9 protein-coding genes are annotated in these 15,986 nt (G+C 67.4%); 5 read left to right on the top strand and 4 right to left on the bottom strand.

Annotated elements, in window-relative coordinates:
• Window positions 1-2: 2 nt before the first annotated feature.
• Genes ACEN98_RS30145 through ACEN98_RS30130 form a run of 4 tightly spaced genes read left to right on the top strand, consistent with a single transcriptional unit; the run spans window position 3 to window position 4,680 of the window.
• Window positions 3-1,217, top strand: a complete 1,215-nt coding sequence (locus ACEN98_RS30145; protein WP_413388503.1) for an AGE family epimerase/isomerase — start codon at window positions 3-5, stop codon at window positions 1,215-1,217.
• The gene (locus ACEN98_RS30140) at window positions 1,214-2,200 is read left to right on the top strand and encodes a carbohydrate kinase family protein (RefSeq protein ID WP_413388501.1); all 987 of its coding nucleotides are present in this window, start codon (window positions 1,214-1,216) and stop codon (window positions 2,198-2,200) included. The genes ACEN98_RS30145 and ACEN98_RS30140 overlap by 4 nt, the downstream gene beginning before the upstream one ends.
• Before the next feature lie 18 nt (window positions 2,201-2,218).
• Window positions 2,219-3,460, top strand: a complete 1,242-nt coding sequence (locus ACEN98_RS30135; RefSeq protein WP_413388499.1) for an oligosaccharide MFS transporter — start codon at window positions 2,219-2,221, stop codon at window positions 3,458-3,460.
• Between the two features lie 17 nt (window positions 3,461-3,477).
• Window positions 3,478-4,680 carry a glycoside hydrolase family 88 protein gene (locus ACEN98_RS30130; RefSeq protein ID WP_413388498.1) on the top strand — a complete coding sequence of 401 codons (1,203 nt, stop codon included), beginning with the start codon at window positions 3,478-3,480 and terminating at the stop codon, window positions 4,678-4,680.
• On the opposite strand, the gene ACEN98_RS30125 is transcribed toward ACEN98_RS30130, so the two are convergent.
• Window positions 4,681-5,730 (bottom strand): LacI family DNA-binding transcriptional regulator, encoded by a 1,050-nt coding sequence (locus tag ACEN98_RS30125; protein ID WP_413388497.1) that lies wholly within the window; start codon window positions 5,728-5,730, stop codon window positions 4,681-4,683.
• Between the two features lie 232 nt (window positions 5,731-5,962).
• On the opposite strand from ACEN98_RS30125, the gene ACEN98_RS30120 reads away from it, so the two are divergent.
• Window positions 5,963-7,636 (top strand): glycoside hydrolase 43 family protein, encoded by a 1,674-nt coding sequence (locus ACEN98_RS30120; protein WP_413388496.1) that lies wholly within the window; start codon window positions 5,963-5,965, stop codon window positions 7,634-7,636.
• On the opposite strand, the gene ACEN98_RS30115 is transcribed toward ACEN98_RS30120, so the two are convergent.
• The 3 genes from ACEN98_RS30115 to ACEN98_RS30105 form a co-directional block, all read right to left on the bottom strand.
• Window positions 7,597-9,642: a beta-L-arabinofuranosidase domain-containing protein gene (locus tag ACEN98_RS30115; protein ID WP_413388495.1), complete on the bottom strand. Its 2,046-nt coding sequence runs from the start codon at window positions 9,640-9,642 to the stop codon at window positions 7,597-7,599. The two genes, ACEN98_RS30120 and ACEN98_RS30115, sit on opposite strands and share 40 nt — an antisense overlap.
• Window positions 9,643-9,665: 23 nt before the next feature.
• The gene (locus ACEN98_RS30110; protein ID WP_413388494.1) at window positions 9,666-12,638 is read right to left on the bottom strand and encodes a TonB-dependent receptor; all 2,973 of its coding nucleotides are present in this window, start codon (window positions 12,636-12,638) and stop codon (window positions 9,666-9,668) included.
• Window positions 12,639-12,856: 218 nt separating this feature from the next.
• Entirely contained in the window at window positions 12,857-15,982 is a 3,126-nt protein-coding gene (locus ACEN98_RS30105; RefSeq protein WP_413388493.1) for a glycoside hydrolase family 2 TIM barrel-domain containing protein, read from the bottom strand.
• Between the last annotated feature and the right edge of the window lie 4 nt (window positions 15,983-15,986).

Here is a 15,986-nt window from a genome sequence, read left to right as displayed (position 1 = left end):
CCATGGCACCCGACTTCCGTTCTCCCGGCTTCCTGCTCGACCACATCGCCCATACGATGCGGTTTTATCACCCGCGCTGCATCGACCCGAGCGGCGGTTTTTATCACTTCTTTCGCGACGACGGCACGGTGTACGACCGCGCGACGCGCCACCTCGTCAGCAGCACGCGCTTCGTCTTCAACTACGCGACGGCGTACTGCCGCGTCAAGCGCGCGGATCACCTCGCGGCCGTGCGCCACGGCGTCGCCTTCCTGCGCGACGTCCACCGCGACCCGCGCACGGGCGGCTACGCCTGGCAGCTCGCGTGGGACGCGGGCCGCAAGGAAGTCCTCGACGGCGACAACCACTGCTACGGCCTCGCCTTCGTCATGCTGGCGTATGCGCATGCGCTGCGCGCCGGTGTCGCGGAGGCGCGCGGCTACCTCGCCGAGACGTTCGACCTGATGGAGGCGCGCTTCTGGGAACCCGGACACGGGCTGTACGCGGACCAGGCGAGCGCCGACTGGTCCGTGCTCGACGCGTACCGCGGCCAGAACGCCAACATGCATTCGTGCGAAGCGATGCTGGCGGCGTACGAGGCGACGGGCGAGGTGCGCTACCTGCACCGCGCCGAGACGCTGGCCCGCAACATCACGCTGCGCCAGGCCGCCCTCGCGGACGGTTACGTGTGGGAACACTATCGCGCCGACTGGTCGGTGGACTGGGACTACAACCGCGACGACAAGACGAACATCTTCCGGCCCTGGGGCTACCAGCCCGGCCACCTGACGGAATGGGCGAAGCTGCTGCTGCTGCTCGAACGCCACCGCGCCCACCTGGCGGGCGACGCCGAATGGCTCGCGCCGCGCGCCATCCAACTGTTCGACGCCGCGCTGCTGCGCGCGTGGGACGCGGAGCACGGCGGCATCTGCTACGGCTACGCGCCGGACGGCAGCATCTGCGACGGCGACAAGTATTTCTGGGTGCAGGCCGAAAGCTTCGCGGCCGCCGCGCTGCTGGCCGTGCGCACCGGGAACCCGGCCTACTGGAACTGGTACGACCGCATCTGGGCGTACAGCTGGGCGCACTTCGTCGACCACGACCACGGCGCCTGGTACCGCATCCTCGGCCAGGACAACCGCAAGCTGACCAACGAGAAGAGCCCGGCCGGCAAGACGGACTATCACACGATGGGCGCCTGCTACGACGTGCTGCACGCGCTGGAGGCGAACCCATGACCGCGCTGCCCCGCTTCGTCGCGGCGGGCGAAGCGCTGACGGACCTGCTCGCGACGGGCCCCTGCACGTGGACGAGCCAGACCGGCGGCTCGACGTGGAACGTGGCGCGCGTCGTCGCCCGCCTCGGCATCCCGAGCGCGTTCGCGGGCGCCGTCAGCCGCGACGTGTTCGGCCTCGAACTCGCCGCCGCCAACGCGGCAGCGGGTCTCGACCAGCGCTTCCTGCAGCAGGTCGACCGCCCGCCATTGCTGGCCGTCGTGCACGAACGCCACCCGCCCCGCTACTTCTTCATCGGCACGGACAGCGCCGACCTGCACTTCGATCCGGACCATCTGCCGGCCGGGTGGCAGGACGGCGCCGCATGGGTCCACTTCGGCGGCATCAGCCTTGCGCGCGCGCCGCTCGCCGGCACGCTCGTCGCGCTGGCCAGCGGCCTGAAACTGCGCGGCGCGAAGATCAGCTACGACCCCAACTTCCGCGCGCTGATGGACGCGCGCTATGACGAGACGTTGCGCACGATGGTGGGCCTGGCGGACGTGGTCAAGGTGTCCGACGAGGACGTGCGCGGCCTGTTCCGCATCGACGATGCCGACGCGGCGTTCGCAACCCTGCGCGCCATGAATCCGGCCGCGACGTACCTGTTCACGCGCGGCGCCGACGGCGCCCTCCTCGTGCGACCCGACGGCACCTGGCGCGCCGCCGCACCTGCCGTGGACGTCGTCGACACGGTGGGCGCGGGCGACGCCAGCATCGGCGGCCTGCTGTACAGCCTCATGACGTGGCCGGAGCGGGCCGGCGGCAGCCATTTGCGCGTCGCCGTCGCAGCGGGTACCGCGGCCTGCCAGGCGGCCGGTGCGCAGCCGCCGGCGCTCGACGCCGTGCTCGCGCTGGCGGGTACCATCGTGGTCCGGCGCGAGGAGGGAAGCAATCTTGCCCTTGACTTCGCGGCGTCCCGCCAACAGTATTTCGGCAAGCAGTTATAACGATAACCAGGAGACACCATGGCAACGCGCACATCGCAATTCCGCTTCCTGTGCGGCTACGTCTACATCTACTTCTTCGCCCAGGCGATGAGCATCTCGCTGCTCGCCGTCTGGCTGGGGCAGACGCTCAAGCTGTCGGGGACCGAGGCGGGCATCGTCTTTGCCGCCAACGCCTTTGCCGCGATGTGTTCGCAGCCGATCTACGGCTTCGTGTCGGACCGCGTGGGCACCCGCCGCAACATCCTGTGGACGGTGGCCGCGCTCGTCGCCCTGTCCGGCCTGTTCTTCCCGTTCCTCTACGCGCCGCTGCTGAAGACGAACATCCTGCTGGGCGCCGTCGTGGGCGGGCTGTACCTCGGCATCACGTTCAATGCCGGCAGCTACGCGATCGAATCGTACGTGGACCGCATCGGCCGCCGCGACGGCTTCGAATACAGCCGCGTGAGGCTGTGGGGCTCGCTGGGCTTCGCCAGCGCCGCCGCGTTCAGTGGCCGCATCTACAACGTCGACCCGGGCATCAATTTCGCGCTCGCGTCGCTGGCGGGCGGCGTGATGCTCGCGCTGCTGGCCGTCACGCGTGGCGGCCCGGCCGAACCGGGCGTGCGCGGCAAGGACGGCGTCAAGCTGGCCGACGCCTTCGCGCTGCTGCGCATGCCGGGCTTCTGGCGCTTCATGGTGTTCGTGCTGGGCGTGACGAACCTGTACCTCGTGTTCGACCAGCAGTTCTCACGTTATTTCGCGTCGCTGTTCCCGGACCCGAAGACGGGCGTCGCGATGTTCGGCTACCTGAACTCCGCGCAGATCTTCCTGGAGGCGGGCGGCCTGTTCCTCGCGCCGCTGCTCGTGCGCCGCATCGGCGCGAAGAACGGCCTGCTGCTGGCCGGTTCCATCATGCTCGTGCGGATCGCCGGTTCCGGCCTCGCCGTCGGTCCCGTCTCGATCTCGGCGATGAAGCTGCTGCACTCGGTGGAACTGCCGATCCTCGCCGTCTCGCTGTTCCGCTACATCGCGCGCCATTTCGACAACCGCCTCGCCTCGACCGTCTACATGGTCGGCGTGAGCTTCGGCCACTCGATCGGCATCTTCGCGCTGTCGTCGCTGGCCGGCATCGGCTACGACCGCATCGGTTTTTCCGCGACCTACCTGATCCTGGCGGGCCTCGGCCTCGTCTTCCTGATCCTGTCCGCCGTGTTCCTGCTGCCGACGCCGGCGGAAACGTCCGGCGAGCAGGCCGCGCCGCTCGCCGAACCTGCCAAATGATCCAACAAGGAGCAAGCATGACCCCACCCCTGAACGCGGCGGCACTGGAGCCGCTGAACACCGGCGCGCTGCCGGCCCACTGGAACCGCGCCATCGACAAGGCCGCCATCGACCGCGCGATCGCGCGCGCGCTGGACGCCGTCGACCGCAACCTGGCGCACTTCGGCGACGCCTTCCCGATGCCGTCGTCGAAGGGCGGCGTCTATGAGGCGATGGACAACACGGAATGGACGAACGGCTTCTGGACCGGCATGCTGTGGCTCGCCTACGAGCTGACGGGCGCCGCCCGCTACCGCGACGCGGGCCTGCGCCACGTGGCGAGCTTCCACGCGCGCCAGCGCGACCGCATCAACGTCAACCACCATGACCTCGGCTTCCTGTACAGCCTCTCGTGCGTGTCCGGCTACCAGCTGACGGGCGAACCGCTCGCGGCCGAAGCGGCACTGGGCGCCGCGCGCATGCTGCTGGAGCGCTACCTGCCGGGCGCCGGCATCATCCAGGCGTGGGGGGAATTGTCCGACCCGGCCCAGCGCGGCCGCATGATCATCGACTGCAACCTGAACCTGCCGCTGCTGTACTGGGCCAGCGATTTCACGGGCGACCCGGCGTTCCGCACGGCGGCCGACCGCCACATCGAGGCGGCCGCGCGCCATATCGTGCGTCCCGACGGCTCCACGTTCCACACGTTCTTCTTCGACCCGGGCAGCGGCGCGCCGCTGCACGGCAAGACGCACCAGGGCTACGCGGACGATTCGTGCTGGGCGCGGGGCCAGGCGTGGGGTATCTCCGGCTTCCCGCTCGTGTACCGCCACAACGGCGACGGCCGCCTCGTCGACCTGGCGAAGGTGCTGGCCAACTACTACCTGAACCGCCTGCCGGCGGACGGCATCTGCTACTGGGATCTCGTGTTCACGTCCGGACCGGAGCCGCGCGACAGCTCGGGCGCCGCCATCGCCGCCTGCGGCCTGCTGGAACTGGCGCGCAACCTGCCGCTGGCCGATCCGCTGCGCCCGGCCTACGAACGCGCCGCGGCCGGCACCGTACTGACGCTCGCGGGCGATTACGCCGACACGAGCGGCACGCCGGGCGCGGGCCTCCTGAAGCACGGCGTGTACCACAAGCCGAACGGCGTCGGCGTGGACGAGGCCTGCATCTGGGGCGATTACTTCTACCTCGAGGCCCTCGTGAGGTTGACCCGCACGTGGCGCCCCTATTGGTAATTACTCGTGGGCTTCCGTCGATTCGCGCTCGACCAGCGTAAACGGCATCAGCCGGTGCTGCGGCATGTACGACTGGCCGGCGCGGCGCGCGCGGATGTGTTCCACCAGCAGGGCGACGGCGCTGCGCGCCATTTCCGTGATCGGCTGGTGGACCGTCGTGAGCTCGGGCCACACGGTCGTCGCGACGGGCGTGTCGTCGAAGCCGCAGACGGCGATGTCGTCCGGCACCTGCATGTGCAGCCCGTGCGCCACCGCGATGACGGCAGCCGCCATGTCGTCGTTACTGGCGAAGATCGCGGTCGGCCGCGTCGGCTGCGCCAGCAGTTCGCGCGCGGCGAGCAGGCCGGAACGGTAGGTGAACATGCCCTGCGCCACCCGCTCGGCGGGGACGTGGTGGCCGGCGTCGCGCATCGCGTCGATGAACGCCTGGTAGCGCAGCTGGGCCGGCGTGTGTTCCGGGTCGCCCTTGATGAAGCCGATGTCCGTGTGGCCCAGGGCCAGCAGGTGCCTGGTCATCGTCAGCGCGCCTTCGTAGTCGTCGATGCGCACGGCCGACATCTGCGGCGACGGCTTCGCGGGCGCGACCGCGACGGACGGAATGCCCATCTCGGCCAGCTGCTTGAGCGCGGCCTTGGAGTCGCACAGCGGCGGCGGCACGAGGATGCCGTCGGCGCCGTCCGCGATCAGGCGGTCGATTGCCTTGCGCTGGCTGCGCAGGTTGTCGCAGTTCTCGAGGATCAGGTGCGCGCCCGTCTGGCTGCACTCGCCCAGGGCCCCGACGAGGAAGGCGCTGAGGAACGCCGCGCTGGGATTGCTGTACAACAGGCCGACGCGCAACGTACCGATGCGCGCCGCGCGCGCCGCCACGTTGACCTGGTAGTTCAGTTCCTGGATGGCGCGGTTGACCTTTTCGCGCGTCTTGTCGCTGACGCTGGCGTTGCCGTTGATGACGCGCGACACGGTCATCGCGGACACGCCGGCTTTCTGCGCCACGTCCCAGACGGTCGCACCGGCGGCCGGGCGGTCGCCCTGCTTGGTTTCACTACCCATTGAATTATTGTCCTGTAGTCTGATGGCCTGGCTTTGTTATCGATTTCATTCCCGGCACACGATGTCACATGATACCGCCGCGCCAGGGGAAATGCCACTTCTGACAACGCGGCATGGCAGCCCGTCTTGCGGCTCATCATGCAGCAAGGATGCCTTGATTGCATCAATTCAACAATGCTACCATGAGATCGATAACAACCCCAAGCTTCACCGAATGAACAAGGAGACTGTCTTGCCTGCCTCTCGCCTCACCATCGCCGTGCTGCTCGCCGCCGCGGCCGTCGCGGGTTGCCGCACCATGGCCGCGCCCGCCCAGCAGCAAGCGGCCGCGGGCCTCGCCGCCGCGCCCTGGAGCGCGGACCTCGGCGACGGCCGCTACCGCAACCCCATCCTGCATGCGGATTATTCCGATCCGGACGTGATCCGCGTCGGTAACACCTTCTACATGACGGCGTCCAGCTTCAACAACGCGCCCGGCCTGCCGCTGCTGGAGTCCCCGGACCTGGTGAACTGGACGCTCGTCGGCCACGCCCTGCCCCGGCTGGAACCGGCCAACGTGTTCGACCGTCCGCAATACGGCAAGGGCGTGTGGGCGCCGACGCTGCGCTGGCACGACGGCCGTTTCTGGATCTTCTACCCCGACCCGGACTACGGCGTCTACGTGACGACGGCCGAGCATTTCGCGGGCCCGTGGACGCCGCCGCGGCTGCTCCTGGCCGGGCGCGGCATCATCGACCCCGCGCCGCTGTGGGACGACGACGGCAAGGCGTACCTGGTGCACGCGTGGGCGAAGAGCCGCGCCGGCATCAACAACGTGCTGACCTTGCGCCGCATGGATCCGCAGGCGACCCGCCTGCTGGACGAAGGCGGCAAGATCATCATCGACGGCGGCCGCTACCCCGGCTACCACACGGTCGAAGGGCCGAAGGTGTACAAGGCGAACGGCTATTACTACGTGTTCGCCCCCGCCGGTGGCGTCGAGATGGGCTGGCAGGCCGTGTTCCGTTCGCGCTCGATCGACGGACCGTACGAGGCGCGCCGCGTGATGGACCAGGGCGACACCCCGATCAACGGGCCGCACCAGGGCGCGTGGGTGGATGCCCCGGACGGCAAGGACTGGTTCGTGCACTTCCAGGACAAGGGGGCGTATGGCCGCGTCGTGCACCTGCAGCCGATGCGCTGGCAGGACGGCTGGCCCGTCATCGGCGCACCGGGCCGCACGCCGGGCGTCGGCGAACCCGTGAACACGTACGCGAAACCGGTGCAAGGCTTCGGCCCGGCGGCGCCGGCGACAAGCGATGCGTTCGATGGCCCTGCCCTCGGCCTGCAATGGCAATGGGGCGCGAATCCGGCGCCCGGCTGGTACTCGCTGACGGACAACCCCGGCCACCTGCGCCTCGCCACGCAGGTGGTGCCGGAAGCCGACGGCTTTGTGCGCGCCGCGGGCGCGATCCTCACGCAGAAGGTGCCCGCGTCGCGCTTCGTCGTGGAGACCCGCGTGCGCCTCAAGGGTGCCGTCGACGGCGACCGGGCCGGCCTGATCGTCAACGCCATGCAGTATGGCTGGGTGGGCCTGCGCCGCAGCGGCGGAAAGACGGAACTCGTGCGCACCGTGTGCGGACCGTTCGGACCGCGCTGCCGCGAGGAGTCCACCGTCGTGCTGCCGGACGCGCCGGACGAGGTGGTCCTGCGCATGTCGATGTACGAAACGGCGTTCGTCGGCTTTTCGTACAGCGTGGACGGCCGCGCGTTCAAGCCGGCCGGCGATCCGTTCCCGGTCACGCGCGGCACGTGGGTGGGCGCGCAGGTGGGCCTGTTCAGCGTCGGTGCGCGGGCGCGCACGCAGCCGTCGTACCTCGAAGCCGATTATTTCAACGTGACTGCGCCGGGGCCCGGGCCGTACTGACCGGCCGCGTTCAGGCGCCAATACACGGCATAGCGCTGATGGTGCAGGTCGAACAGCGGCCGGACGACGATGCCGCTGGCCGGACCTGCATCCTTGAACCTGAACGCGGACGGATCGCCGGGGATCGGCGCGAGCCAATCGGCGGGATTGCCGGAGTTGCCGACGATATCCGGAACCGGCACGGCCGCGATCTTCAGCCAGGCATCCTTGTCGCCCACGTCGCTGGCGGGCATGTTGTCCCTGCCGAGTTCTCCGGCCAGCAAGACGGGACCATGGAACAGGGAGACCGTCGAGGCGTCGTCCATGGCGTGCTCCAGCCGCAGCCCCGCCGGCAGCGTCAGGTCGATCACGTCACCGGCCTTCCATTGCCGCCGCAACGCGATATAGGTTGAGGGCTGAGCGTCCACACCTTGCGGCTTGCCGTTGATCCTGACCGTGACCGGTCCGGCGACCCATGCGGGAACGCGCAGATTCACCGTGACGGCGCGGGCTCCCGGCTTCACCACCGTCAGGCGCACCGGGTCGCCGCGCGTGATGTCCCCTTGCTGCCGCAATACGATCCCGGCTTGCCGCCAACCGAGCTCGGACGGAATATACAGGTTCACCCAGAGCGTATCGTCCTTGTGGAAGTAAATGCCTTCGTTGTAGCGTGCGGTGTTTTCGATACCGGAGCCGGTACAGCAAAAGCTGCCGTTGAGATAGGTGCGAAAGTCCCCATGGAACGGCGTGAAATACGTCATCGCGCCGGAATCGGGCGCCACCGACGCCAGCACGTGGTTGTACAGCGCACGCTCGTAGTAGTCGGCAAGGTCCGCACGGCGGTTGCGCTCGAACAGCCTTGTCGTCAGCTTGAGCATGTTGTGGGTGTTGCACGTCTCGGCGGTCGTCGGCGGCAATACCTTCTGGTTGTCGATCGACGGGCCGGCCTCCACGCCGGGTTGGTCGAACCATTCGTTCACCGACGTGCCGCCGTTGGCGAACGAATGCCTGTGCACGACCAGCCGCCAGAAATTCTCGGACGCCTTCAGTTCCAGCGGGTCGCCATCGACGTTGGCGGCGTTGGCCAGGCCCACCACCTGCGCGATATGCGTATTGGCGTGCAAGCCGCCCAGCCGGTCCTCGCCGTCGGCAAGCGGGCCGACGAACCACGCGCGGTGGAACATGCGGGCGGTGTCGAGGTGCCGGGGATTCTTGTCGATCTTGTAGAGTTCCGTCAGCACGTCGCTCATCGCACCGAATTCGTTTTGCGGATTGCGGCTGCCGTCCGTGCGGAAGATCCGGTCGACCTGCGCGGCATCGAGCCGCGCGAGCCGTTTGCCGAAGTAGTCGGCCATCCGGGTGGCCACGTCGAGTGCCTGCCGGTTGCCGACATAGGCATGGGCGTCGATGAGGCCTGACATGATCTTCTGGATTGTGTAGTAAGGCACTCCGATGCCCCCGGCGTCGGTCCTGGGCTTGCCTTCGAGCTGGTCGAAGGCGGCCGTGGAAAACGCGGCCAGGTAGCCATCCTGATTCAGGCTCTTCTGACATGCCGCGAGCTCGGCCACGAGGTAGTCGACCCGGTCGCGAAACAGCAGGCTGCCGGTCGCCGCCGCCATGCGCGACGCGGCGGACAGATAGTGCCCGGTCATGTGCCCACGAAGGAATTCACTGTCCCAGCCGTCGTAACCCTTCTCGATGCCTGCTTTCTGGGGAAGTTTCGCCAACGCCCGGTAGTGGTAAAGCAGTTTGTCGGGATCATAGGACGCGAGCACCCCTGTGCGATGCAGCTCCTGCCGTACGTGGAACGGACTTCCCGGCAGCAGGCGCACCTGATTGGCCAGGAAAGCACGCGCCGCATCGACGGGCACGGGTGGCGCAAGCGGGCCAAGGTCGCGGGCGACACCATGCGCCGGGAATGCCGCGAGGGTGGCTTTGAGCATCGAACGGCGGGTGAACGACATCGAACAGCCTTTCGTAAAAAAAACGCCGCCGGCAAACACCGGCGGCGGGGCGAAAGCGGGCACGCGGCCCGCGACGAGAGAGAAGATTACAGGTTGCCGAACTTGTAGCGCAAGCTGAAACCGAAGAAGCGGCCGTTCTCGTAGTGCTGGCGTTCGATGCCGCTCTCGTTCCCGAGGCCGCCGACGTTACGATTGAGCGTCTTGTTCGTGATGTTCGACGCGATCAGCGACAGCGCCAGGTTGTCGGTCAGCTGGTAGTTGAACGAGCCGTCCAGGATACCGTAGGCATCGATGTAGCGGCCGTCGATCGGGTTCGGCGAGAAGCCGAACAGCACCGACGGAGAACGCCACGTGTAGACCAGGCGCGCGGACGCCTTGTTGTCCTCGTACAGGGCGCTCACGCTGTAGCTGTTCTTCGAGGCGAACGGTTGCGGCGTCGAGATGATGTTCGGCGCGGCCTTCGTCCCCACGTTGAACGGATTATCCGTCTTCACGTAGGTGTACGAACCGGACACGCCGAAGTTCTTCAGGATGCCGGGAGCGCTGTCGAAGAAGTACTGGCCCGACAGCTCGAGGCCGCGCGCATAACCCTTCTCGGAATTCAGCGTCTTCGACACCAACAGCTGGCCGCTCGGGCAACCGTTCGAAACGGCGCCGCTATAGCCCGTCGCGATCGAGACGGTCTCGCAATTCTGGACGTCGTTGAAGAAGCCGTTGATTTCCTTGTCGAACAGACCCGCTGCCAGGTAGTTCGTCTTGCTGAAGTAGCGCTCCAGCGAGAAGTCGAAGCTGTTCGCGGTCAGCGGACGCAGATCTGGATTACCGATCTGTAACGTGCCCTGTGTCGAGTTGACGGTGAGGGATGGATTGAGCTGGTCGAGTCCCGGACGGGTCATGCCGCGTCCGTAACCGAAGCGCGCCAGGAAGTCTTTCGCCAGGTCGTAGGTCAGGTTGAACGAAGGTAGTGCGTTCGTGTAGGACGTCGTGCGGCGGTACGGTCCGATGGCCCCGGTGATCGGGTCCGCCACCTGCGCCACGAATTCGCCATTGGTGCGGACGACGCGCACGCCGACGTTACCCTTGAGACGGTCATCCAGCAGTGCGAACTCGCCCACGAGGTAGATCGCCTTGGTCTTCTCGTTCGTATAGCGGCGGGACAGGAGTTGTTCCGTCAGTCCGTTCTCCGGCAGGATCCCGGCTTTCGGGAAGGCGCCGCTCACCTGGTTGCCCAGCAGCTGGTCCGGGTTGTAGACGACGTAGCCGCCCGAATAGCCGGCCAGGCCGTCCATGAAGTTGGTCGGCGACGATTGCGTATGGCCGCCGGTCGCCGCCGAGATGCCGTTGCTGCCGTCGGCAGCCAGCGCGAGGCCGTCGCTCGTCAGCGGACGGCCGCCGAATGCGAAGTTGTTGTAACTGCTCGACTGGCGCGCGGCGCGGGTGCCGAACTTGAAGCGGCTGAAGAACCAGCCGTCGTCCAGCGAGTACGTACCATCCAGGGCCACCGCGCCGCCGGTGTCGTGGTAACTCTGGTGCGTGCCGTTGCTGTACGCCTGGTACATGAAGTTGGACGGATCGGACAGGTTCGGCCCGGTGAACGTCAACTGGTGCGGTGCGCCATCGCTGATCCGGTTGGCCGTCCAGTACAGGCCCGGATTGGACAGCAAGGTCACGGAGCGGTTGTCCTGGGTCTGGTCGGCCTTGATGAAGTTGATGTCGGCCTTCAGGAACAGGGCCGGCGTCGGGTGCCATTCGGCACCGGTCGCGGCGATCCACGTCGTGTACGGACGGTGCTCGTCGCCGCCGGTCGTGGTCATCCTCGTGTTCAGGAAATTGCCGCTGAGGAAACGCTTGGTGGCGAGGACGTCGTTGCTGCCGCCGTTGAGGTTGCCGTTGGCCAGCTGTTCGGTCAGGTTGAACGGCGCCGTCTGCAGGTTCTGGACGTTGTTGGCCTGGTTGTTGTTGTCCGACGAGTTCAGGCCGCGGTAGTTCTGGTGATACAGGTAATAGGTGTAGTTGCCGTCGACGTAGAAGCGCAGCGTGTTGTCGACGCGCCAGTCCGCAGCCAGGTTCAGGCCGCGCCGGGTACGCATGATCGTTTCCTGGAACACGTTATTGGTGAGCGCAGGCGCCGCCATCACGTTGCTGACCTGTTCCGGAGTCAGGCCCGCCAGGTTCGGCATGTAGGCGCCGGCGGTCGTCGACGTCGGCAGCGTCGGCACGCCGGCCAGGTACGAGACATCCGTGCGGCCGATGTACTGCGACATCGGCTTGGACGGGTCGTTCGCCGTGTTGGCGCCGGCCAGGGTCGCGTATTCGGCGCTGTCGGCACGGACGGCGCGCTTGTAGTTGGCGCCGCCGTTGGCAGGGTTGTTGTCCGAACGGCCGGTGCTCTGCTGGAACACGGCCGCCGCCATCACGCCGATGCGGCCGCCGCCCTGCAGGTTCCAGCGGTTGGCGATCATGCCGAACAGTTCCGGGTTGCCCTTCTTGGCCAGGTCGTTGTAGCGGCCGCCGATGTTCAGGGCGCCCGTCAGGCCCTTGAAGTCGCTCGGATTGCGAGTGCGGATGTTGACCAGGCCGCCGATCGCGCCTTCGATGTGTTCCGCCGACGGGTTCTTGTAGACGTCGATGCCGGCCACCATGCCGGGGATGGCGCCTTCCAGGTTGAATTCGCGGCTGCCGGCCGTGAAATAGGCGCGGCCGTTCACTTCCGACGCCGTCTGGCCGGACAGGCCGCGGATCGTCACGCCGGAGCCGGTGCCCACGGGCGATGCGCCCTCGCCGCCGTAGCGGTAGCCCTGCACGCCCGGGATGCGCGTCATGGTCTCGGTGACGTTCGGGTCCGGCAGCTTGCCGATGTCGTCGGCGGTGATCGAGTCCACGACTTCCATCGTGTCGCGCTTGATCGCCAGCGACGACTGCGCGCTGGCGCGGATGCCCGTCACGACGACGGTGTTGGCGTCCGCCTGCTGCGCCCAGGCGTGGCCTGCGAAGGCCTGGGCGAGCGCCACGGCGACGACCGACATCTTCGGTCCGAAATTGCGGTGATTGTGCTTCATTTGGTTCTCCTCTGTAATCCGATTTGGCATGGTTTTCCCCGGCTCTGTACGGCCGGCGTTTTAGGTATCGATAACAAATCTAGGTTGAATTATAGGCCGCGTCCTTCCTCGTGGTAATACCTTTGCGAAATATCATTGTTGATGTGGTATTTACACGACGCCGCCGCTTGACGGGCGGCCGGCGTCGTGGTCCGGGACGCGAATGCCCCGGTTATCGATCACTCCTCCGCCACCCGCTGGGCACGCACGGGGGCGAGCACGAAGCGATAGCTTGCGGGTGCGAGCGGGATGCGGTACTTCACGTGCGGCCGTCCGTCCAGGCTCCAGCCGGTGTCGCCGCCCACGCCCGCCTGGGCCATGTCGACGAGCACCGAGCCGTCGCCATGCGGCGCGATCTCGGAACTCTTCCACGTGCCGCGCGGCCGCAGGTACAGGTCCTCGTACGGGAACGCGAGCGCATTGAACGCGCTCGGCGCATCAAAGTCCACGCGGATGCCGGTGCCGGCGCCGTCCTGCAGCTGGAACCAGCGCACGTCCGTCTTGTTGCCGCTTTCCTGCGGGCGGATGTAGCCGTGGTACTGGTCCGCCACCTTGCCGGCGTACAGGCCCAGCGCGGATCCGGTCTTGCGGTCCGCGTACGATTCGTACGGGCCACGGCCGTACCATGACAGCGCATCGAGCGCCGGCAGGCTGTCGAAGCGCAGGCCCAGGCGCAGCGGATCCGGCAGGTCGTCACGCAGCGGCGTGAAGCTGGCCTGCACGTCGACGCTGCCGTCGGCGCGCATGCGGTAGACGTTTTCCCAGTGCGCCGCGCCGGCGCCGAAGCTGAACAGCACGCGCACGCCATCGGCCGTCGCGGTCACGTCGCGCACCTTGCGCTGGTCGGTGAACGTCCGCCACACCCCGTGGCTCTTGTCCACGCCGGAGCCTTCGTCATTGTCCGTCAGGCCGCGCCAGAAGTTCGGCGAACCGCCCTTCAGGACCGTGCGGCCGGCCACCGCGTAGGTCACGAGTCCCGTGTCCGGCGCGACGCGCAGTACGGCGTCGGCGGCGCGCAGCTCCACCGCGCCGTCCGTGCGGACGGGCGGTACGGTGGCGAGCTGTTTCTGCGGGGCGCGCGGCGACGCCAGCACGAACTGCGACCAGCCGACGACGGCGCCCTGCTCCACGCCCGGCAGCGCCGCACGGCTCTTCGCCCGCACGGTCAGTACACGCTCGCCGCCGGGTGCGACATCGGGCAATGCCAGCGCCAGTTTCTGGCGGGCGCCGGCCGGCGTGGCCGCATCGGCCAGCGTGCCGCGGGCGACGACGACGCCGTCGCGCGCCAGCTCCCAGTCGAACGCGAGATGCGACAGGTCGCGGAAATCGTAGCGGTTCACGACCTCGATGCTGCCTGCTGCCGGGTCGCCTTCGAACACGACGGGCGAATAGACCTTCTGCAGTTCATAGTATTCCGGATCCGGCGTGCGGTCCGAGCGCACGACGCCGTCGCCGACGACGCTGTTGTCGCCCCGCTCCGGGTTCAGGTCGAAGCCGGACGCCCAGTACGTGCGGCCCTTGTCGTCCTTCGCGATGATGCTCTGGTCGACCCAGTCCCACACGAAGCCGCCCTGCAGCTTGCGGTGCGCGCGGATGACCTGCCAGTAGTCCTCCAGGTTGCCCAGCGAATTGCCCATCGCATGGGCGTATTCGCACTGGATCATCGGCTGGCGGAAGTTCGGGTCGAGCGCGTAGTCCGCCATCTTCTCGATGTCGTCGTACATGGGCGCGTAGATGTCGACGTAGGCGTTCGGCAGGTGTTCCTCGCCGATGGTGCCGTGGCCGAGGTAGCTGATCAAACGCGTCGGATCGTTCTTGCGGATCCAGGCGGCCGCGTTCTCGAAGTTCGGCCCCGTGCCGGCCTCGTTCCCCAGCGACCAGAAGATGACCGACGGCGAATTCTTGTCGCGTTCCACCATGCGCGAGATGCGGTCAAGGTGGGCGATGCGCCAGTGCGGCTTGTAGCCCAGCTGGATCGCGGCGCGCTTCTGCGGGTCGCCCGCCTGGTCGCCCTTCTCCATGTAGCCGTGCGACTCGAGGTCCGCCTCGTCCATGATGTACAGGCCGTATTCGTCGGCCAGGTCGTACCAGCGCGGATCGTTCGGATAATGCGACGCGCGCACGGCGTTCACATTGGCCCGCTTCATCAGCTCGATGTCCTTGCGCATCGACGCCATCGACATCACGCGGTATGTATGGGGGTCGTGCTCGTGCCGGTTGACGCCCTTGATCATCACGCGCTTGCCGTTCACGCGCACTTCGCCGTCCGCGATCTCCACCGTGCGGAAGCCGATGCGGCGCGACGTCGCCGACACCAGCCGGCCCTGCGCATCCGTCACCTCCACGAGCAGCGTGTACAGGTTCGGCGTCTCGGCCGACCAGGGTTTCACGGCGGGGACCGCGCCGGCCAGGACGACCTTGCGGTCGCCACCCGGCGTGCCTTGCACGCGCAGCACTTCGCGCGTGCCGTCCAGCACCCGCGCCTCCACGTCCACCTTGGCCGGCGCGCCCGCCATCTCGGCGACGAGTTCGAAGCGGCCGTCGCGGTAATTGGCCTTGTCCAGCCCCGCCGTCACGCGGTAGTCGCGCAGCCGCGTCTTCGGTTCGGCATACACGTACACGCCGCGTTCGATGCCGTTGACGCGCCAGAAGTCCTGGTCTTCCAGGTACGAGCCGTCCGCCCAGCGATACAGTTCGATGGCGATCGTGTTGCGGCCCGGGTGCACGTAGCGGGTCAGGTCGAATTCGGAAGGCAGCTTGGAATCCTCGGAATAGCCGACCTTCTGGCCGTTGATCCACACGTAATAGGCCGCGCCGGCCGCGCCGATCTGCAGGAACACGTCGCGGCCGTTCCACGCGGCGGGCACGTCGAACTCGCGGCGGTACGAGCCGACTTCGTTCAGGTCATGCGGGATGAACGGCTCGTTGGCGGGGAACGGATAGCGGATGTTCGTGAAGATCGGCTTGCCGTAGCCCTGCGTCTGCAGCATGCCGGGCACCTGGATCTGGCCCCACTTGCTCACGTCATACGACAGCTTGTAGAAATCCTTCGGCCGCGTTTCCGGGGTCTTCGAGTACGCGAATTTCCAGGTGCCGTCCAGCGACAGGAAATACTGCGACGCGGCCTTGTCGCCGGCCAGCGCTTTCTCGCGCGATTCGAAATTGAAGAACGTCGCCTTCATCGGCTCGCGGTTGACCGCGACCACTTCCGGCTGCTCCCACTCGGCCGGTTTCGGCTGCGCGGCCAGCGCGGGCAAGGCCGCCGTCGCCAGCAGCACGGCCGCGATGATGTTCGTGGATTCCATGTCT

This window comes from Massilia sp. CT11-137, assembly GCF_047302885.1.
Classification (GTDB): Bacteria; Pseudomonadota; Gammaproteobacteria; order Burkholderiales; family Burkholderiaceae_D; genus Telluria; species Telluria orientalis.
Note: the sequence above shows the minus strand (reverse complement) of the source record. Positions and strands in the feature narration are given on the sequence as shown.